This is a genomic window from Lacticaseibacillus hegangensis, assembly GCF_003946465.1.
GTDB classification, from domain to species: Bacteria; Bacillota; Bacilli; order Lactobacillales; family Lactobacillaceae; genus Lacticaseibacillus; species Lacticaseibacillus hegangensis.
The window spans coordinates 88,788-107,972 of the sequence record NZ_RHOL01000004.1; the positions used below are offsets into that span (position 1 = coordinate 88,788).

Below are 19,185 nucleotides of genomic sequence, written 5' to 3' on the forward strand. Positions count from 1 at the left end.
TGCCGTCTAAGCTAAATTACTGACGCACCAGGGACCGCGTCGCCTCAACAATGCGCTTGGCGACCGTCGGGTTGTCCATGGTGTAAAGGTGGATGCCATCGACCCCGTGCACCATCAGGTCAACGATTTGATCGATGGCGTAGGCAATGCCAGCGTCACGCATGGCTTCGGGGCGCCCCTCGTAGTGTTTCATCATGCTGAGAAATTTTTCCGGCAAGCTGACCCCGCAGGTCAAGGCCATCGTGTCGATCTGGTGCTGGCTGAGCACTGGCATAATCCCGGCCTCGATAGGCACTTGGATGCCAGCTGCCCGCGCCCGCGCCACAAAGTCGTAAAAGACGTGATTATCGAAGAACAGCTGCGAGATCAGCTGAGAGGCCCCAGCGTCGACTTTTTCCTTCAAGTGGCGCAAATCAGCCTCGGGGCTGGTCGCCTCGGGATGTGTCTCGGGGTAACAGGCCGCGACGACGTTAAAGTCGCCGTACTCGTGAATGTGCGTGATCAGGTCACTGGCATGCGGAAAATCGTTGGCAACCCGGCCGCCATCAGGAATATCACCGCGCAAGGCCAAAATATTTTCAATGCCGGCCGCCTTGAAGTCATCCAGCAGGCTGTCGACCTCGGCCGTCGTCAGCTGCACCGCAGGCAGATGCGCAACCGCCGGCAGACCGTACTGTTGCTGGATCCGGTCAGCTAGGTCCAGCGTCACGCGGCGCTGATCTTTGGCCCCGGTGTGAAGCGTCACCGAAACAAAATCCGGATTCAGCTCGGAAACGGCACTGATGGTGTCATCAATGCGGCGGTAGTCATCATCAGTGTTCCGGCGGCGCGGCGGAAACAACTCGAAGGACAGGACCTGATGATCATTAAACAGTCGGTTGACTTTCATGCGCGAGCTCCTCTCGTACCTGTTTGGTCGCTTCGACCATGTTGCGCAGGCTCGCGACCGTTTCAGGCTCCTCGCGGGTCTTCAAACCACAGTCAGGATTGATCCAGACGTTCTCCTTAGGAATGCGCCGGAGAATCTCGTGAATGATCTTGACGATTTCGTCCTTGGACGGCACGCGCGGCGAGTGAATGTCGTATACGCCAGGGCCGACGTGGGTCTCAAAGTGAACGTCGTGCAGCACATCCAGCAGCGTCATGTCGGCGCGGGCGGCTTCAAAACTAATCACATCCGCGTCCAGCGCGTCAATGGCCTCGATGATGTCGCCAAATTCGGAGTAGCACATGTGGGTGTGAATCTGAGTCCCTGGCTGCACCTTCGCGCCGACCAGCCGGAATGCCGGCACGGCCCAGTCCAGGTACTTACTGTTCCAGTCCTTTTTGCGCAGCGGCAGGTTTTCCCGCAAGGCCGGCTCATCGATCTGGATGATCTTGATGCCGTGCTTTTCCAGATCCAGCACTTCGCCTTGAAGCGCCAGTGCGATTTGCTCCGTGGAAACCTTAGGCGAAACATCCTCGCGCGGGAACGACCAGTTGAGAATCGTCACCGGCCCGGTCAGCATCCCCTTTACCGGCTTGTCCGTCTGGCTCTGGGCGTACACCGACTCCGCCACGGTGATCGGATGCGTGCGCACCACGTCACCCCAAATGATCGGCGGCTTGACCCCGCGGGTCCCATAGGACTGCACCCACCCGTTTTCGGTGAAGCGGAAGCCCTTGAGGTTATCGCCAAAGTACTCGACCATGTCGTTGCGTTCAAATTCGCCGTGGACCAGCACATCCAGTCCGAGGTCCTCTTGGATCTTCAGCCAGCGCCGCTCTTCCTTGTGATTGAACGCAGTGTATTCTTCTTCCGTGATGTTGCCCTTGCGGAACTCGGCGCGATTCTTACGCACCGCCGCCGTCTGCGGGAATGACCCGATTGTCGTGGTCGGCAAAATTGGCAGGTTGAACTCCTTGGCCTGAATCGCCAGGCGCTCCTTGCGTGCCGGCAGCCGCTTGTAATCTTCCGGCTTCAACGCCGCAATTTTGGCGTTGATGGCCGGGTCCTCATCGTAGCGCGGCGTGGCAAACAGGTGCCGGTTCGTCAGCACCGCCGGCGTGTCGCGCTTGGCCTTCCGCGCCTCATCCAGCTCGCGCAGCTCAGTCAGCTTTTCTTCAGCAAACGCCAGGTAGCGCAACTCTGCGGGGTCGATTTTCGTCTCGTTCTTGGTGGTGTATGGCACGTGCAGCAGCGACGTCGAGGTCGAAAGCACGATCTGGTCCGCCACCTCGTCCAGCTGAGACAGCAACGTCAGCGTTTTATCGTAGTTGGTGCGCCAGATGTTTTTGCCGTTGATCACCCCGGCATACAGCACCTTGTCCTTCGGGAAGCCTTGCGTCGTCAGCAAGTCCAAGTTGACCTTGCCTTCGATGAAGTCCAGGCCAAACCCGTCAAACGCCAGGCTGGTCAGATTCTGGTAGGAATCGGTGACGTCGCCAAAGTACGTCTGCAGCAGGATCTTCGCGGGCCCTTTTTGAGCCAGAACTGCCGTGTAAAGCTGCTTGAAGAGCGCCCTGTCCGCATCCGTTTGGTCAAACACCAGCGCCGGCTCATCCAGCTGGATCCACTCGGCGCCTTCGCCGACCAGGCGGCTGATGATTTCGGCGTACGCCGCCACCAGCGCGTCCACAAAGTCCGCTGGCTGTTTGCCATCCAGGAAGCGGCTCAGGTGCAGCAGCGTGTACGGCCCCACGAGCGTTGGCCGCGCGTTGATGCCTTGCTCCTTGGCTTCCTTGAATTGGGCAAACAGCTGCCAGTCGCGCACCTTGATCTGGGTATCTCGGTCAAATTCAGGCACCAGGTAATGGTAGTTCGTGTTGAACCACTTCTTCATGGACAGCGCCTTGACGTCGCCCGCTGCGCCTTGGTAGCCGCGGGCCAGCGCAAAGTACTCGTCTAGAGGCGCCAGCTTCAGGTCCTGGTAGCGCTGCGGCACAATGTTGAGCAGAAAGGCCGTGTCCAAGGTGGTGTCGAAGAATGAAAAGTCACCGGTCGGCACCTGGTCGATCCCCGCCTGCTTGATGGTTGCCCAGTTGGCCTGACGCAGCTTTTTCGCCGTGTCCTGCAGCTCCTCGGCGGAGATGCGCTGCTTGAAATAGTGCTGGGTCGCAAACTTGAGCTCACGGTGGGCCCCGATGCGCGGATAACCAATAATTGTTGTTGTCATGATTTTGCTCCTTTTTGCGATAAAAAAAGCCGCCCCCACACTCCTAGAGAGTGCAAGGGCAGCTTGGCTGCGTTACCACCTTGTATACACGACTGACTCACGCCAGCCGCCTCGATCAGTCCGACCTTGCGGTGAGACTCGGCGCTGTAATGGGCGCACCCAGACCAACTTTGCAAATGCTCAGCCGGCCGCGGCAGCAAAGACCATCTTCGCCGAGTTGCCTGCACCGCTTCTCATCCCCTGCGGCTTTCTGTTCCAGACTCGTCGGTTACTCATCTTTTAATCGCGTTTTAATGTTGTGAAAATTCTAACCCTGAATGCAAGGCCCTGTCAACAATAAACCCAGCGAAAATTAAAAACCCATGAACTTCCGCACTAAAAAACCACCTGGTGAGCGCGGGCCTGCCAGGTGGTCATCGATTGCTTACTTATTTTGGTGATCGAGTACGTACTGCACCGCATCCCCGACGGTTTGGATGTTTTCGGCATCCTCGTCTGGGATCTCGGCCCCAAAGGTATCCTCGAGCTCAAGCACAAACTCAACGGAATCAATTGAGTCGGCATCGAGGTCGGTCTTAAAGTTCAACTCTTTGGTGACCTTGGCCGCCGGGACCTGGAAGTGGTCCTCGATCAGCCCGGCGATTTTATCAAATACTTCCTGCTCTGACATAGTGCGCCTCCTTGATTTTCACGCAATTTAGCATACCTGATTTGGGGTGCTTTGTCACGCCTTGGTCGCTGGATGGGCCTGGAAGTAATCGACCACTTTCTGGACGGTGCCGGTTTCCACCATTTGCTTGACCTGTTTGACCGTGTAGTAAACGGCTTTGGCATCCGCGCCGCCGTGCGCCTTGACGACCGGGGCCTTGAGCCCCAGCAAGACGGCCCCGCCATAACTGGACACGTCAAACGTGCTGGCCACGGACTGAATGCCATCCTTCAGCAGCAGCCCGCCGAGCTTTGCCTTCACGCCGTTGTCCATGATGGCGTGCTTGACCAGCCCCAAAATGGTGCGGGCCGAGCCCTCGATGGTCTTGAGCACCGCGTTGCCGGTGAAGCCGTCAGTCACCACCACGTCTGCCGTGTGCTTGAGGATCGAGTCAGATTCGACGTTGCCGACAAAATTGATCCCATCCAGCGCACTGAGCAGCTTGTAAGTCTCCTGATGCAGCTCGTTGCCTTTATTGGCTTCGGTGCCGTTATTCAGCAGCCCCACCTTGGGATTTTTCAGCCCGCGCAGATCACGGGCATAAAAGTCGCCCATAATCGCGTACTGAACCAGTTGCGACGCCCGGTTCTCGGCGTTGGCGCCGACGTCAAGCATCACAAAACCCGCGCCGTCCGTGGTCGGCAAAGTCGGCATCAGGCCAGGCCGGTCGATGCCCTTGATGCGGCCCACAATGAACAGGCCGGCCGCAAGCAGCGCCCCAGTTGAGCCCAGCGAGATCATCGCGTCGGCCTCACCGCTTTTGACGGCCTGGGCGGCCAGGACCATGGAGGCCTGCTTCTTGCTGCGAATCGCGCGCACTGGCTCGTCGTCGGAGTTGACCTTCTCAGTCGTGTGAATAATCGTCACGTGAGAATCGTTTTTCAGCAGGGGCCGAATCTTGTTCTCGTCCCCGTAAAGCAGAAAGTCGACGTCTTGAAGCTCGTCGCGGGCCTGTTCAACCCCTTGAATCACAACCTCAGGGGCGTGATCGCCGCCCATCGCATCGATAGCAATTTTCATCGTTTTATTCTCCTCTTCACACTGTTCTCAATCCAAGCTGCCGATTGCCTGCTGGCGCCGCGCCAGGTACGCACGCAGCGGCGCAAACTCAGGCGCCGAAAGTGTCGGATCGGCCTTGAACAGACCCACCGCCGTTTGCTGTGCCGCGTTCAAAGTCGCGTAATCCGCCACCGGGTCGGCAATTTTGAACTCCGGCAGCCCGCTTTGCGCTTCACCGAAAATATCACCTGAGCCGCGCAGTTCCAAGTCCTTTTCAGCAATCTTAAAGCCGTCTGTGGTTTCCGTCATGACGGTCATGCGTTCAACGCCTGCGTCATTTTTCGGGTCCGCCACCAAAATGCAGTAGGCCGCAGATTTGCCTCGCCCGACACGGCCCCGCAGCTGATGCAGCTGGGCCAGCCCGAACCGGTCCGCATCAAAAATCATCATCACGGTCGCGTTCGGCACATCGACCCCGACTTCAACGACCGTGGTCGACACCAGCACCTGAATCTCATTTTGACTGAACCGGCGCATAATGTCATCTTTTTCGTCGTTTTTCATCTGCCCATGCAGCAGGGCGACCTGGTACTTGGCCCCAAAGGCCTTGTTCAGATCCTCGTACAGCTGCTCGGCGTTTTGCAGGTCGATTTTCTCCGATTCGGCAATCAGCGGCGTGATGGCAAAGACTTGGTGGCCGGCGGCAAGTTCCGTGCTGATGCGCGAAAGCGCCTCGCGCAGCTGATTCTTGCGGACCCAGGTGGTCGTGATCGGCTGGCGGCCCGCCGGCAGCTCGTCGATCGTGGACACGTCCATTTCACCGTAAGCGGTGATGGCCAGCGTCCGGGGAATCGGCGTGGCCGTCATGGCCAGCAGATCCGGCTTCAGCCCTTTTTCCTGCAGAATCTTGCGCTGATTGACCCCAAAGCGGTGCTGCTCGTCAATGATGACCAGCCCGAGGTTGGCGAAGTCGACATCCTTTTGAATCAGCGCGTGCGTGCCAATGACAATGTCGGACTCCCCACTGGCCAGGTCGGCCTTGATGGTTTTGCGCGCCGCCGCGGTTGTCGCGCCGGTCAGCAGCGAGATTTTGACGGGAAAATCGGCGAACAGCTTCGTCAGCTTGGCGTAATGCTGCTCGGCCAGCACTTCGGTCGGCACCATTAGTGCCGCCTGATACCGCGCTGTGACCGCAGCGTACATCACGATGGCAGCGACAATGGTTTTCCCTGACCCAACGTCGCCTTGCAGCAGACGGTTCATGTGGTGCGGCGAGCGCATGTCTGCGCAGATCTCGTTGACCACCCGCTTCTGGGTAGTGGTGAGCTCGAACGGCAGCGTCTTGATCAGCCCCCGCAGTGCCTGGTTGTCGTAAGGAATCGCCAGCCCGTTGGCCTCACCTTGATTGTCCTCGCGCAGCGCCTGAATCTGCGTCTCGAACAGGAAAAATTCGCGGAACACGGCACTGCGCCTGGCGGCCTTGGCCTCAAGCGGCGTATCGGGAAAATGCATGCCGTGGACGATTTCGCGGTCCGACATCAGCTTGAACTTCGCCCGCACCGCGCTGGGCACGACGTCTTGAATGTTGTCGGCGTCGCGCGCCCAGGCGTCTTTGACCAGCTGGACCAGCGTGCTTTGACGAATGTTCTTGTTGACCGGATAGATGCCAGCCAGAGACGGCGCATCCTGCGTCTGCGTGGCCAGGACCTTCATTCCGGTCATCGTGTGGCGCTTGGCGTCCCACTTGCCGTAAATGGCCGCCTCGCTGCCCTGCTCAAACTTGTCCTTGAGCCACGGCTGGTTGAAGAAGGTGACCATCACCACGCTGCGGTCGACCTGTAGGCGCACGTTCACCCGATTCTTGTGCGCCCCAAACCGGGCCACCACTGCCGGCGCCACGACGACGCCCTTGATGGTCAGCTTTTCTTGGTCCGCCGCCTCGGCCAGGTCCTTGACCTGCAAGTCGTCATACCGGAAGGGAAAATAAAACAGCACATCGCCGACGGTTTCCAGGCCTAAGCTAGCCAGTGCGGCTTGACGCTTGGGGCCAACGCCGGGTAGGACGGTGACTGGATCGGTAAGTGACATGGGGTTCCCTCCTTTCTGAACGGGCAACGGAATCGGGCTACGGCTTGGCGGAATCGGGCACGGGTTCGCAACGGGGGAGCATCTAGCTACGCTCAAGGCCTCGCCAGCAAAAGACGCTGGCAATGCCTTGAGCTAGGCTAGCTGTCCCCCTAAGTGCGCGAACCCTTTGCACCTTGAACAAAAACAGACCGGACGTGGTCTCCGGTCTGCATCAAACTACTCAACTGAAACCAAATATGGATAAACGGGTTGGTCGCCTTCGTGGATCTCAACTTCCAGGTCCTCGTGCGCATCTGTGATGGTCTTGGAAATGGCGTCGGCCTCTTCCCGGCTGCCATCCTCGCCGATAATCAGCGTGATGATTTCAGAATCATCGTCCAGCATGGCTTCGATCATGTCGATGGCAGCCTGCTGGCGATTCGTCTCGGACACCTTGATCTTGTTATCAATGATGCCCATCCAGTCGTCCTTTTTAATTTCGAGGCCGTCGATGACGGTGTCGCGAATCGACCGGGTCACCGATCCGGAAACCACATTGGCGAGCTCTTCGGTCATCTGCTCCTGGTTTTCTGCCAGCGGCGCGTCCGGGTTGAACCCGAGCATCGCGGTCATCCCCTGGTTGATCGTCTTGGATTTGACGATTGCCACGTTGACCTCAGCCGCCTTGGCCGCCTCGTCAGCCGCCATGAAGATGTTGGAGTTATCCGGCAGCACGATCACGTTCTTGGCGTGGGCCTTGGTGATGGCATCCAAAATGTCGTTGGTGCTTGGATTCATCGTCTGCCCGCCGCTGAGCACGGTGGTGACGCCCAGGCTCTTGAACAACTCGCCGAGCCCAGAACCGGCCGCGATGGCCACGACGCCGATTTCTGCCAGCGGCTGCGGCTTGTCGTCCTGCTGAATCGCTTCTTCGCGCTCAATGATCGACTCGTGCTGAAGCCGCATGTTGTCGACCTTGATCTTCGCCAACGTCCCGTACTGCTGGCCGTAACGGAAAACGGTCCCCGGGTGCTCCGTGTGCACGTGCACCTTGACCACTTCGTCATCGGTCACGACCAGGGTGGAGTCCCCCAGCGTGTTCAAGTAATTGCGGAAGGCTTCATAGTCAAATGACTTCGGGTTATCCCCCTTGCCAAGTTCGACCATCATCTCCGTGCAGTAGCCATAGACGATGTCGTCCGGATTGAGCTGGGCTTGGGCGCCTTGGTGATGCGTGGCGTTGACCATTTCGTCCATCTCTTCTTCGTCCGGCACATAGGCGTCGTCGGCCGCTTCGCCGGAGAGCCCTTCGCTGAAGCCTTCATATAAGAAGACCAGCCCTTGGCCACCGGAATCAACGACGCCGACTTCCTTCAGCACTGCCAGCAGCTCCGGCGTTTTCGCCAGCGCGCGCTTGGCCGCCTTGGTGACAGCCGCCATCACGACGACTGCATCATCGGATGAAGCCGCAGACTTAAGTCCGGCCTTGGCCGCCTCACGCGCGACGGTCAGAATCGTCCCTTCGACCGGCTTCATGACCGCTTTATAGGCCGTTTCGACCCCGGCGGCAAAAGCATCCGCCAGGTCCTGCGCTGACAGCGTTGACTTCTTCTCGACGTTCTTGGCAAACCCGCGGAACAGTTGCGAAGAAATGACGCCTGAGTTGCCCCGTGCCCCCATGAGCAGCCCTTTGCCCAGATGCTGGGCCAATTCGCCAACGCTTTGACTATCGCTTTCCAGCACGGCCTTCGCACCGCTTTGGAAGGTCAGCGTCATGTTGGTCCCTGTATCGCCATCCGGCACCGGGAACACGTTCAGTGAGTTGACGAATTCTGCGTTTTGTTTAATGCGATGTGCAGCGACGCGGATCATGTCCTGGAACTTCGCTGCTGTAATTTCTGTGACTTCCACCTGTTCAGTCCTCCTCGCGCCGCCGCTAGTCGTTAGCCAACACCCGTACGCCCTGCACGATGACCGTCACTTCATTAGTGGTGACCCCGAGCATGGTTTCCAGGTTATACTTGACCTTCTCCTGGACGTTGCGGCAGACCTCCGAGATCTTGGTGCCGTAACCGACGATGATGTTGACTTCAATCGTGACGCCGTTGTCCGCCTGGCGAACGACGACCCCGCGAGCGTAATTTTCCCGATTTAAAATATCATTCAAATTATCGCGGATCTGGTTGCGCGAAGCCATGCCGACGATGCCATAAATATCTGTGGCTGCACCGCCGACGACCGTTGCGATGACATTGTTCGAAATATCGATGGTGCCATACTTGGTCTTGATTTTTACCGCCATGCGATAACCTCCTATTTGACTAGGTATTTCCCAAATAGTTTAGCATAGCAACCCATTATTTGAAAGGAAGGCGGCAGCTGTCAAGTAATTTTCCTTGCTAGCCCTTGTATTCCCCGCGGCCGTATGATAAATTAGTTGAGTGAAAAAAATCGCAACATGCGATTGCAAAGGAGGTCCCTCGTTATGGCAAAAGACGTCATTACCGGCCGTCACACGACTTTTGGCAACAAGCGTTCACACGCTTTGAACTCAAGCCGTCGTGCCTGGAAGGCCAATCTTCAGAAGGTCCGCATCTTGATCGATGGCAAGCCGAAGCGCGTATGGGTTTCAGCTCGTGCCCTCAAGTCAGGTAAAGTGACCCGGGTTTAATCCCGATTAAAAATCGCGTCCATGTGGCGCTTTTTTTGTCTGCTCAGCCCCACTCGTGTCACGCGAGTGGGGCTTTTGCGTCGCCAAATAAAAAGGCATGCCCAAGTGAATGGACATGCTAAAATAACGGCTCAACTCATGATTCGAAGTGAGCTAAATTGCTTTCTCCACTCAGGCGTCTAGCTAACGGGCCTGAGGGTCAGGCACGGCCGCCATTAGCCCATGTGCTTCTTATGGGCGTCACCGCGGCGCATCTTGGCCGCCGTTTTGGGATTGGCCAGAATGTTCTTCCGCGACTGTTCGCGGCGCAAGCATCCACAACTCCGCACGCCGCCGTGCCGTAGCCGATATGAATCGACGACCGTCTGGTTGCCGCAGTCACACTGGCACAGCCAGAGCAGATTACCATTTGAACTGTGCCCGGCCCGCTCAAGCACGACTAGCCGGCCATAGCGTTGTCCAGTAATGTCTAATGGCGCACTCATCGTGGGACCCCTGCCTTGGATCATTAATCATCATCAGTTTACAGTTAAAACGCCGAATATAGTTCAAAAGGGGCATAACTGACCTAATTAATTGACCAATGATTGGCGGTCAAATGCGGCGCAGACGAAAAAAGGCACGCAAAGAACACCATTCCATTCGAAATGGTGTCCCCTGCCACCGTGGTTGCCCCGGTGGCTTTTTATTGCAGGGTTGCCCCTGCCTGCTATCCCCGTTGCGTTGCCGCTTCGAGTCTCTTTATTAAGTTAGGAAAGTGATAGCAGCATCCTGCCATGCGTCCTGAAAGGACCCCCTATATTCGAATAGGGTCTTCATAGCCAACCAGCTGGCGGCTCAGCATGCCGGGTCAACCCTGGTACGGTCGGATCGCCCGGTAGTCGGCGAGTAGTGCTGATGGGGTTGTTCCTTCCCTACCCACTCGTCATCCATAATTAGTATTGCACACAATGAAACCGCTGTCAACTATTTTTCTCGGTGTATTTAAAAATATTTTTGAGCCCGTCTCACAGCAAAAACCATGCCCACCGAAGCAGACATGTCAGAGAGTTGAAAGCACTTGAGGGCCATGAAATTCTTGTCAGTTAGGCGCGCTTGCGGCCAATCCCGCTCGGGCCAAACAGTGCCCCTAGTGTCGCAAAGACGCCCAGCCCAGCAGCGGCCACATTGGGCTTCTCGCCGGTGTGCGGCAAGACACGCTTGTTTGCGGCCTTCTTGCCAAGTTGATGGACCGGATGACCAGGGTTGGGTGCAGGAGTTGGCCGCGGCGTGGTGACGTCCGCAGCTGGCATGATCAGTGCGGCCGGAAAATCTGGCTCCTCTGCCCCGTCCTCGCCGTTCTTTTCGGCTTCTGCACGGGCCTTCTCAGAGGCCAAGGTCGACAGGTTCGGCAGGTTTTCCATCTTGTTCAGATTGTTGTTGACCGCCTGTTCCATCGCGTTAGAGGCTTCCGTCGACATGTTCGGCGTCTCGGCAATGGTGTCAATGTGATTCAGCTGACTTTGGTGCATCAGCTGGCCGGCTTTGAACCCAGCTTTAATTGCTTCGATGTAATCTGCGCTTTCCCCATCCGTGAAATGAGCTGGCAGAGAAGCCGCGCCGGTCTTGCCGATCTGCAGGCCCTTGTTGTAGGCATCAAGATCTTCCTCGCTTTTGCCGGTCGGGTTGGTTGGGTTCTGGTTGTTGACATCATTGTTGGCCTCGGCTGCGGCGTCATTTGACGCCTGAGTCGACATGTTTGGTGTCTCGGCAATCGTGTCAATGTGATTCAGCTTGCTTTGGTGCATCAGCTGGCCGGCTTTGAACCCGGCAGTGATCGCCTCAATGTAGTCGGCACGCTGACCATCGGTAAAGTGGGCCGGCAGCGAAACCGCGCCAGTCTTGCCAATCTGCAGCCCCTTGGCGTAAGCATCAAGATCTTCACTGACCTTGCCTGTTGGATCGGTTGGGTTCTGGTTATTGACATCATTGTTGGCCTTGGCTGCGGCGTCATCTGAGGTCTGAGTCGACTTGTTCGGGGTCTCGGCAATCGTGTCAATGTGATTCAGCTTGCTTTGGTGCATCAGTTGACCGGCCTTGAACCCGGCAGTGATCGCCTCAATGTAGTCGGCACGCTGACCATCGGTAAAGTGGGCCGGCAACGAAGCCGCGCCAGTCTTGCCGATCTGCATACCCTTGGCGTAAGCATCAAGATCTTCACTGACCTTGCCTGTTGGATCGGTTGGGTTCTGATTATTGACATCATTGTTGGCCTTGGCTGCGGCGTCATCAGAAGCCTGCGTCGACTTGTTTGGGGTCTCGGCGATGGTGTCGATGTGGTTCAGCTTGCTTTGGTGCATTAGCTGGCCGGCCTTGAACCCGGCCATGATCGCCTCAATGTAGTCGGCGCGCTGACCATCGGTAAAGTGGGCCGGGAGCGAGATCGCACCAGTCCTCCCAATCTGCATACCCTTGGCGTAAGCGTCAAGGTCTGCCTGGACCTTCCCTGTCTGGTTCGGCGCCGCAAGCGTATTTGCCGCAGAGGCTTGCGCAAGTGTCGCAGCCGAAACAGTCGTGCTCCCAATCGCAGAAACGCTGAACAAGCCAGCTGCAACGACCCCAGCAGTGAACCAGGCCTTATTGGAGCGAGCGGCTTTCAGCGTGTTGGAACGATTCTTCATCAAAATTCCCCCTATAAAGTGATAACTCGTCGGTACAAGTTGCGTCATACTTCTGTTGGCAGGCATATACGACAGTCTTTATTTTGTATCGCCTGTCTCAATGAGTATATCGGGTGAAAACAATGATTGAAACCATGAAAAAGTAAGTATAAAAATGTGTCCGGTCACTTGGGATAATCAATTCTCCATCTGAATGAGAAATTACGGACGGTAATCAATAAATTATGCGAATAACGTTGTCCTCACGCCCCATCAATCATGCACTCCCCGCTCAGCCTATAAATTCACTGATACCAACAAAAACTCCCCAGCCCCCAAGGTTTATTTCGTCTGCTTGAGTTTCGGAGAGTAAATTATTTTTCTCTTATCAGCTAATCACGCAAATCTAATTTTGAGCCAATCGGCCTAATGCCGTGGCTTCCGCGGCGCAACGTGATAGCTGGCTTCCGCGGCCCGCCGCGCGGCAACCGCGTCGCTGAAGGTCGCAAAGGCCTTGTTCAAAACCAGCTTTCCGCCCACCGTCAACCGGGCGGACCAGCGGTTAGCGATCGCATCCCAACTGACGCCGGTTACCCCGGAGACATTGCGAGAATTCATTACATGTTTTGGGCGAGAAACCCCTGACTTTAGTCAGGGGAGGTAAGCCCGCACTGGCTAAAATTAGTTAGCCTTTTTGCTTGGGCGTCCCGCCTTTCCCCTTTCTGTTCTCTGATTTTGAATATAGTTAGCGACGGTTTCTTTTGACATATCTCCTAGCGTGCCCATGTAGTAGCTGGGCGACCATAAGTGCCCGTCCCAGAGGAGCTTCTTAGTTTCCGGGTGAGCAACAAACCAAGTACGTGCCGATGCACCTTTCAGAATTTTGACCACATTAGCCGGGGCGTACCTTGGCTTAAAGCTTAAAAGTAGGTGCACATGGTCTGCCATCACTTCTGCCTGCTCAACGTTAATGTCGTTGTCGCTGGCGGCCGAGGTCAAAATCTCAAGCATTTCTGCGACAAGCTGTGGTGTAGTAAAGACCGCACAGCGATATTTAGTTACCCAAACCAAATGATAGTGAAAATTGTAGACATAGCCGCATTCATGAATTGCATGATTCTCTACCATAAGTATTATTGTAACCTCCTTTATTGGCTCAAGATTCGTTGCCAGTATTATACCATGCGTAGTATAATATGGATGCGAGGAGGTGAAAATAAGTGGCTAAGAAAATGGCAGATTTGAATTATCACTATGGGCTTAAAATGCGTCTTTTCCCATCGTCTGAACAAAAGCGCGTAATCGACAACAACATTAATGCCAGCCGCTTTGCTTACAACGAAATGGTCGCCATCGACAAGGAACTGTACTCGCTCCATCAGATCAAAATTCCAATCGCCATCGTTCAAGACCGGATTGCCTACTTACAACGACGCAAGAATAATACTCAAATGCTGTTTGCCATCCACCCTTGGTTAGCTGGCACTGGCGTCGGGACCGACGTGGTTGACCAAGCCCGCCGAGCTTATCAGAGCGCATGGCGGCTGTTTCGGCAGGTGCACCGTTCAGGCGTGCCAGTCTTTCACCGCAAGCGTGATGATGGCAGTTACCAACTGCCGACCCGCTACACTAAAAACGGAGTAGGACTTGCGGGTGGCTCCAACCGCTTTCTCGACAAGAAACATGTTGCCCTCAGCGGCCTCGGTAAAATTCGTGTCTCTGGTTCGCAAAAGCGGCTGTTCGATCACGCTGACGCTATCCGTGTTGGCACCATCACCATCCGTCGTGACGCCACTGGGCGGTATTTCTTGTCCATGCAGCTAGGCTCCGACACACCGTTCGTGCAAGCCACTAAGCCCGCTCAATCGGCGGTAGGCATTGATTTGAATACCGACAACTTCCTGACTGACTCGGCTGGCCACGTCGTTGCTAATCCTCGTTACTATCGATCAATCCAAGGCCAGTTGGCGAAAGCCCAACGCAAGTTAGCACGCCGCCAACTGCGGGCCAAGAAAGAACATCGTTCACTGCGAAGTGCCAAAAATTACCAGAAGCAGCGGGTGCTTGTCGCCAATCTCCAACGTGAGGTAGCTAACCGCCGCAATGCTTTTCTCCACCTTGTGTCTACGGCACTGATCAAGAACCACGATTTAGTCGTAGCGGAAGAGTTGGGAAGCAAGAATATGTTGCGCAATCACGCACTGGCAATGAGCATTGCCGATGCTGGCTGGCGAACGTTCTTGGGTATGCTGGCATATAAAGCTGGCTTGTACGGTCGCTCGTTTGTGACGGTCAACCCGCGAAACACCACGCAAACGTGTAGCGCCTGCGGTTTCGTAATGACTGGCGACCAGAAGCTCACGTTGGCCGACCGAAAATGGACGTGCCCGCATTGTGGGGCCTTCCACATTCGCGACCATAACGCCGCGAAAAACATTTTGGCTAAAGGATTAGCCGTCAAATAGCCAAACAGTCCGTCTGGCCCTTCGGTGTCCGACGGAACTAAGGCGCTAAAGCGCCAAGTCCGTCTAGCAACCTGCGGACTCTAAAGGCTTTGGTAATTAGCACGTAAGACCCGCTTGCGGGCAATCGCTGTATCTAAGCAAATTGTGGTCGCACCGCCGTTAGGCGACGCGCTTACAAGCCTCTGACTTTAGTCAGAGGTGGTTGACGCGGATCGGTTTCTCCGGGTCGTAGGGCGTCGGTGAGCCACACTTCATCCGCGCCAAGGTCTTCGGATTGGTCAAGATATTCTCCCGGGACCGCTCTCGCCGCAGACACCCACAGCTTCTCACCAGCCCGTGCCGCAGATGGTTCGAATCCGTCACAATCTGATTGCCACAGTCACACTGACACAACCACAACGCATTACCGCTTTGCGAATGCCCCGTCATTAGCAAGGCGACCAGCCGGCCAAACCCCTGACCGGTGATGTCAATCGCTCTGCCCATCGCATTCCCCCTCTTATCTAAAATCCCGACTAGGATGATTCCATCAAGCGGTCCCCCCACAGCGACCACAATTACCACATCTGCCGCTCACACCTAGTTCAACTGTTCGTCGTTGACGCTAATTGTCATACACTCAACGTATACTGTACAATCAAACACCGAAAAAGTCAGGTAATGTGCATATCTGACTCAAATATATTTCAAATTCAGGCTCTTCACAAACTCAGCCTCGATCTGCAGATGCCCGCCCAGCGCCTTTCCACGGGCGCATACATCTAATAAAAGCAAAAAAACTCCTCGAGAAATTATTCTCGAAGAGTTTTTGCGAGTAAGCATTAACGGGATTTAAGTTGGCTGATCACATATCCTATTTTGAGTTTTGAGACAGCCTCGACCAAATCCTTAGTGGGCCCAGACTAGCCGGTTGACCGTCTGCGAGATGCAGGTCTGCAAGACGACCGCTTCGCCCTGGTTGGGGCTGAGGATCGCGTTCAAGCGGTCTGCGCCGTTCTTGACGGAATAGCTCTCATCGTTGACGTCATCAGTCATGTACACCGTGTAGGTCCGCGACTGACCATTAGCATCAGTCACAGAGACGCGGCTGCCAATGCCGAGGCCCATGATCCAGGAAAAGGTGTTGCTCTTCGCGTGGCCCGCGATCTCAGAGGTCAGGCCATCCGTGGTGGTCATGTGAGTGGCCCCACCCCAGGTCATGGCCATGCCGGCCTGCGCAGGCGCCTTCGTGCGGCTGCGGCTGCCTTGAACGACGACCGTCGAATGGCCCAAACCAGAAATCGTCCCCACATAGGTTTCCCCAGTGGTGGCACGAATACTGGCCGCCTTGGCCGCAGCGCTTTGAGCGGCAGTTGGTGCCGCAGTGTGCTGGACGGGCGCTGCGACGTGACGCACTGGTGCAGCCGGATGCGACTGCGCAGCCGCAACTGGCTTGGCAGCGGCAGTGGTGCTAGGCGTGGTCGGCTTTACGGCCGCTGGCTTCGCACTGGCACCCTTAGCACTGGCGGCCTTAGCCGCAGCCTGGTGCGCCGTCTTCTTGTCCTTGGCTGCAGCGACCGAGACCTGCTTGCTGGAAGCAGGCATTGCCCGGTGAGCACTGGTACTCGCTGCGGCACTTTTGCCGTGGCCAGTAGTCGACAGCTCTAACGCGTCAACCACATCGCCATTGCTTGCATTGGTCACGATGTTCACCGCACCAAAGCCCCCCGCAATCACGACAGCGGCACCAAGAGACAAGAATTTCATATTGATTTTCAAAAAGATTCCCCTAACCTGCAGGAAGCCCCCCGGTCTCCTACATAATGCGCGGCCAAATGCTGACGTTCTCTTCTTTTCCCAGCAGAGATCGTCCCACCGCTATTACTGACTTACAACTCCGATATGACCCGAATGGTCACGTGAAACAATTAACCTGTCTACTCACTCGAAAAACCGATAACCATTTGTTTCCGTGTTTTTGACAACCTGACCAATATACAGGGATTTGCAGAAAAGCGCAAGAGCATTTTCAGAAAATATTTCGTCGGCAAATATCAGAATTGACGAAGATTGGGGCGAAAAAATTGGGGTATAAGCATCGCACAAAACCGTTCTTAAAGGCCAGTGTGAAAGCGCTAAGTCGCTGATAAATAAAGGATTGCCCTAATCAAGGGGAGATTACCGTTTTTCTGGTTAAAAGACAATGGAGGAAAGCGATGGTACACCATTCAGGGTAAAATAATACCAGCAAGCTAAAACAGGCGAGACCGTTTTCAGTAAATAACGTTTCCCTCAGCTGTTATTTTTACCCCCGTCTGGGCAGATCTCACCAAGGCGCAAATCAATTCCGGCGAACAAAGAACGTCAAGGATAGTTGCCTGTTCTTGCCGCTCAGTCGGCCGGCTTCAGCGGACGCAAAATTGCGCGATCACACGCCGTGGGAATCTATCAGGATTGGGAACCCGGGCCGAGCCAAACATTCAGGTGCGCTACTTTCACAACCGACAGCCGGTATCCACTCCCTGTGTCTAAACAATCGCCATCCCTCGCTTAGGTCCAAGTCAACCAGCGTCTAATCCTGTGCCACAATGGACCACCCTTTAATCACTTCTGGGGGGCGAATCAGGGACAATCCGCTAGTTTTCACACCCTCAGCGTGGCTTCAGGCTCTATCAGTATCCGGCTCAGCATGGGACCATGAACGGATTACGCTCACATGAGTGAGTTGGACAAAATCGTTATTTTTGTCCAACAATAGGCTTTTTCAATCTTTTCGTCGCATTTCTCAAATATTCTGCTTTCGGCCGCTAATTCGACTGACAATCACCCCCTTGTTGTCCGAAGTCAGGCTTCAACCGGCACCTAGCCCTCATCAACTCGGCCGCTAAGAGATTCCGCCGTCAACGCAAAAATGGTACTAAATAATTTTGCAGACGCCCCCGCTACTGTGACTGTTATCAGCTTTCAATCGATGTTGATCATGGCACCATCGCTTGGGGAATTAATTGCAATCACCACGTGTTCGGTCGGCCAACCACCTGCTGTGCCAGCCGCGCAGCCCCGAAAGCTCTGACTCCTGAGCTTCGGCTTAAAACCCCTTCAGACCATCAGACAAGCCAGACATCCTTCCCAAACAAAAAGACCCTGACGGGCATTGTACCGATGCCGGTCAAGGTCTTCGTATCTCCGATCAGAATGGTGAAACAAGCCGTGGGCGTCCTTCTTGCATGAATAGCGATTCTTGGGGGAACTGCTCATTCATGGGCTGCACACAGATTTTGATGTGGGTCTCGGATCCGTGAGACCCACGAGTGAAATCCAACAGTAGTCAAGCTGGACGCCAACTGGCTTGTTTCATTGCCGGCCACTTGGATGATGCAGCCGACGCTGTATTTTCGGTGATCATCACCCCCTTTGAGCGGAGCGGCGGGAAGGGACTAACAACCCTTCCCCCACCCAGTTGCCAATTCTAAGTGGTGTTAATCACACTCGCAAGAAATACGACTCAGCACGAAAAATTTGGTGACTCCCTGTTGATGATCACCAGCAGCCAAAACCATTCGCGCACTGACTCAACAAGATGATGTGGCCCACCATCGTCTGAAACACAATTACCATTGAACACAAAAACGGGTCTACACTTTCTAGTGTTGGAGAAATCCAACGCCGAGAGTGTAGGTCCTTCTTTTAATGACAAAATTAAAAGGGCACCTATAAGGTCCCCCATGCTATGCTCTAAGCGTCCAAACCAAAAGCTAGCGAGGCGATTTGTCGATGTCCCAGTTCAATCCTACACTGTCGAATTTAGGAATACCAGATGCAAATATCCATGTCTCAAACGATCGCGATGAATATCGTTGAACGGATGCGCGACGCCGCAAATACCATACAATCTTTGCGACGCTTTCCTATACGTTGAAACGCTGTCCACTCTGTGGTTTTGAAGCTTTGCGGCCTAACGGTCACAAACTGACCCACATTCATGTCAAAGGGGCCACTGAGATTCCAACCATTCTGGATTTAAATAAGCAACGTTGGTGGGGCACTAACTGTCATCACTCAACGATTGCGACGACCCCCTTGGTCCAGCTCAATCGCTCGATTGCCAGAGAAATCCAGGACTCCGTGTTAAAGCTTTCAATGAAGAGCCTACCTCTGAAGACGATTGCCGCCATCAGTGGGATCTCTGCCTCGTCCGTTCAACGCATTCTGAATACCAACGTCAAATATTGCCCTGCAAAAAAACTTCCAGAGCATCTTTGCTTTGATGAGTTTCGTTCGACTGAAAACATGATGTCCTTTATCTGCATCGATGGCGATAGCCATTCGCTGGTTTCACTGTTGGGTGATCGCTTGAATAAGACCATCCAGGACTTCTTCATTTCACACTACAGCCTCAAAGAGCGGAACGCGGTAAAGACAATTGTGCATGGCGGCTATAAAATGTAGGAAAATGGCGATTTGAAATTGTCGGTTTTCCTGCATTTTTTGATATCATGAA

The 19,185-nt window shown here is 55.0% G+C and carries 16 protein-coding genes; 3 read left to right on the forward strand and 13 right to left on the reverse strand.

The window, feature by feature from the left end; genetic code table 11:
• Positions 1 to 16: 16 nt before the first annotated feature.
• From metF to EKM86_RS01780, 7 genes are all read right to left on the reverse strand, one after another.
• Entirely contained in the window at positions 17 to 889 is an 873-nt protein-coding gene (gene metF, locus EKM86_RS01750) for a methylenetetrahydrofolate reductase [NAD(P)H] (RefSeq protein WP_125754790.1), read from the reverse strand.
• Complete coding sequence (metE, locus tag EKM86_RS01755) at positions 867 to 3,155, reverse strand: 5-methyltetrahydropteroyltriglutamate--homocysteine S-methyltransferase (protein WP_125754791.1); 2,289 nt, start codon at positions 3,153 to 3,155, stop codon at positions 867 to 869. The genes metF and metE overlap by 23 nt, the downstream gene beginning before the upstream one ends.
• Before the next feature lie 424 nt (positions 3,156 to 3,579).
• Complete coding sequence (gene acpP, locus EKM86_RS01760; protein WP_125754792.1) at positions 3,580 to 3,825, reverse strand: acyl carrier protein; 246 nt, start codon at positions 3,823 to 3,825, stop codon at positions 3,580 to 3,582.
• A 54-nt stretch (positions 3,826 to 3,879) separates the two neighbouring features.
• On the reverse strand, positions 3,880 to 4,884 hold the full coding sequence (gene plsX / locus EKM86_RS01765) for a phosphate acyltransferase PlsX (protein WP_125754793.1): 1,005 nt from the start codon (positions 4,882 to 4,884) through the stop codon (positions 3,880 to 3,882).
• A 27-nt stretch (positions 4,885 to 4,911) separates the two neighbouring features.
• The gene (recG, locus tag EKM86_RS01770) at positions 4,912 to 6,951 is read right to left on the reverse strand and encodes an ATP-dependent DNA helicase RecG (protein ID WP_125754794.1); all 2,040 of its coding nucleotides are present in this window, start codon (positions 6,949 to 6,951) and stop codon (positions 4,912 to 4,914) included.
• A gap of 216 nt (positions 6,952 to 7,167) precedes the next feature.
• Positions 7,168 to 8,841 (reverse strand): DAK2 domain-containing protein, encoded by a 1,674-nt coding sequence (locus EKM86_RS01775; protein WP_125754795.1) that lies wholly within the window; start codon positions 8,839 to 8,841, stop codon positions 7,168 to 7,170.
• A 25-nt stretch (positions 8,842 to 8,866) separates the two neighbouring features.
• Complete coding sequence (locus EKM86_RS01780) at positions 8,867 to 9,232, reverse strand: Asp23/Gls24 family envelope stress response protein (protein ID WP_054665536.1); 366 nt, start codon at positions 9,230 to 9,232, stop codon at positions 8,867 to 8,869.
• 183 nt (positions 9,233 to 9,415) lie between these two features.
• On the opposite strand from EKM86_RS01780, the gene rpmB reads away from it, so the two are divergent.
• Positions 9,416 to 9,601, forward strand: coding sequence for a 50S ribosomal protein L28 (gene rpmB, locus EKM86_RS01785; protein WP_054665539.1), 186 nt, complete (start codon positions 9,416 to 9,418; stop codon positions 9,599 to 9,601).
• Positions 9,602 to 9,816: 215 nt separating this feature from the next.
• Here the strand turns inward: rpmB and EKM86_RS01790 are convergent, their stop codons facing one another.
• From EKM86_RS01790 to tnpA, 4 genes are all read right to left on the reverse strand, one after another.
• Positions 9,817 to 10,086: a hypothetical protein gene (locus EKM86_RS01790; RefSeq protein ID WP_125754796.1), complete on the reverse strand. Its 270-nt coding sequence runs from the start codon at positions 10,084 to 10,086 to the stop codon at positions 9,817 to 9,819.
• Between the two features lie 600 nt (positions 10,087 to 10,686).
• Positions 10,687 to 12,261 (reverse strand): LPXTG cell wall anchor domain-containing protein, encoded by a 1,575-nt coding sequence (locus EKM86_RS01795; protein WP_164506126.1) that lies wholly within the window; start codon positions 12,259 to 12,261, stop codon positions 10,687 to 10,689.
• A gap of 405 nt (positions 12,262 to 12,666) precedes the next feature.
• Complete coding sequence (locus EKM86_RS01800) at positions 12,667 to 12,858, reverse strand: hypothetical protein (RefSeq protein ID WP_125754798.1); 192 nt, start codon at positions 12,856 to 12,858, stop codon at positions 12,667 to 12,669.
• Positions 12,859 to 12,921: 63 nt separating this feature from the next.
• On the reverse strand, positions 12,922 to 13,368 hold the full coding sequence (gene tnpA / locus EKM86_RS01805) for an IS200/IS605 family transposase (protein ID WP_125754799.1): 447 nt from the start codon (positions 13,366 to 13,368) through the stop codon (positions 12,922 to 12,924).
• Between the two features lie 104 nt (positions 13,369 to 13,472).
• Here tnpA and EKM86_RS01810 point away from each other — a divergent pair, with 104 nt between their 5' ends.
• Entirely contained in the window at positions 13,473 to 14,705 is a 1,233-nt protein-coding gene (locus tag EKM86_RS01810; RefSeq protein ID WP_125754811.1) for an RNA-guided endonuclease InsQ/TnpB family protein, read from the forward strand.
• Positions 14,706 to 14,897: 192 nt separating this feature from the next.
• Here the strand turns inward: EKM86_RS01810 and EKM86_RS01815 are convergent, their stop codons facing one another.
• Together EKM86_RS01815 and EKM86_RS01820 are read right to left on the reverse strand one after the other, a co-directional pair.
• A complete protein-coding gene (locus EKM86_RS01815) occupies positions 14,898 to 15,191 on the reverse strand; it encodes a hypothetical protein (protein ID WP_125754800.1) in 294 nt (97 codons plus the stop codon).
• 402 nt (positions 15,192 to 15,593) lie between these two features.
• Positions 15,594 to 16,451, reverse strand: coding sequence for a sortase domain-containing protein (locus EKM86_RS01820; RefSeq protein WP_125754801.1), 858 nt, complete (start codon positions 16,449 to 16,451; stop codon positions 15,594 to 15,596).
• A gap of 2,148 nt (positions 16,452 to 18,599) precedes the next feature.
• On the opposite strand from EKM86_RS01820, the gene EKM86_RS01825 reads away from it, so the two are divergent.
• Positions 18,600 to 19,133, forward strand: coding sequence for a transposase (locus EKM86_RS01825; protein ID WP_125754802.1), 534 nt, complete (start codon positions 18,600 to 18,602; stop codon positions 19,131 to 19,133).
• Positions 19,134 to 19,185: the final 52 nt, after the last annotated feature.

Bases quoted from the DNA above. Each gene is read 5' to 3' on its own strand.
- acpP (WP_125754792.1), bottom strand. From the start codon at position 3,825: ATGTCAGAGCAGGAAGTATTTGATAAAATCGCCGGGCTGATCGAGGAC.
- tnpA (WP_125754799.1), bottom strand. From the start codon at position 13,368: ATGGTAGAGAATCATGCAATTCATGAATGCGGCTATGTCTACAATTTT.
- EKM86_RS01780 (WP_054665536.1), bottom strand. From the start codon at position 9,232: ATGGCGGTAAAAATCAAGACCAAGTATGGCACCATCGATATTTCGAAC.
- plsX (WP_125754793.1), bottom strand. From the start codon at position 4,884: ATGAAAATTGCTATCGATGCGATGGGCGGCGATCACGCCCCTGAGGTT.
- EKM86_RS01810 (WP_125754811.1), top strand. From the start codon at position 13,473: ATGGCAGATTTGAATTATCACTATGGGCTTAAAATGCGTCTTTTCCCA.
- rpmB (WP_054665539.1), top strand. From the start codon at position 9,416: ATGGCAAAAGACGTCATTACCGGCCGTCACACGACTTTTGGCAACAAG.
- EKM86_RS01795 (WP_164506126.1), bottom strand. From the start codon at position 12,261: ATGAAGAATCGTTCCAACACGCTGAAAGCCGCTCGCTCCAATAAGGCC.
- EKM86_RS01800 (WP_125754798.1), bottom strand. From the start codon at position 12,858: ATGAATTCTCGCAATGTCTCCGGGGTAACCGGCGTCAGTTGGGATGCG.
- EKM86_RS01820 (WP_125754801.1), bottom strand. From the start codon at position 16,451: ATGAAATTCTTGTCTCTTGGTGCCGCTGTCGTGATTGCGGGGGGCTTT.
- EKM86_RS01790 (WP_125754796.1), bottom strand. From the start codon at position 10,086: ATGAGTGCGCCATTAGACATTACTGGACAACGCTATGGCCGGCTAGTC.
- EKM86_RS01815 (WP_125754800.1), bottom strand. From the start codon at position 15,191: ATGGGCAGAGCGATTGACATCACCGGTCAGGGGTTTGGCCGGCTGGTC.
- metE (WP_125754791.1), bottom strand. From the start codon at position 3,155: ATGACAACAACAATTATTGGTTATCCGCGCATCGGGGCCCACCGTGAG.
- metF (WP_125754790.1), bottom strand. From the start codon at position 889: ATGAAAGTCAACCGACTGTTTAATGATCATCAGGTCCTGTCCTTCGAG.
- recG (WP_125754794.1), bottom strand. From the start codon at position 6,951: ATGTCACTTACCGATCCAGTCACCGTCCTACCCGGCGTTGGCCCCAAG.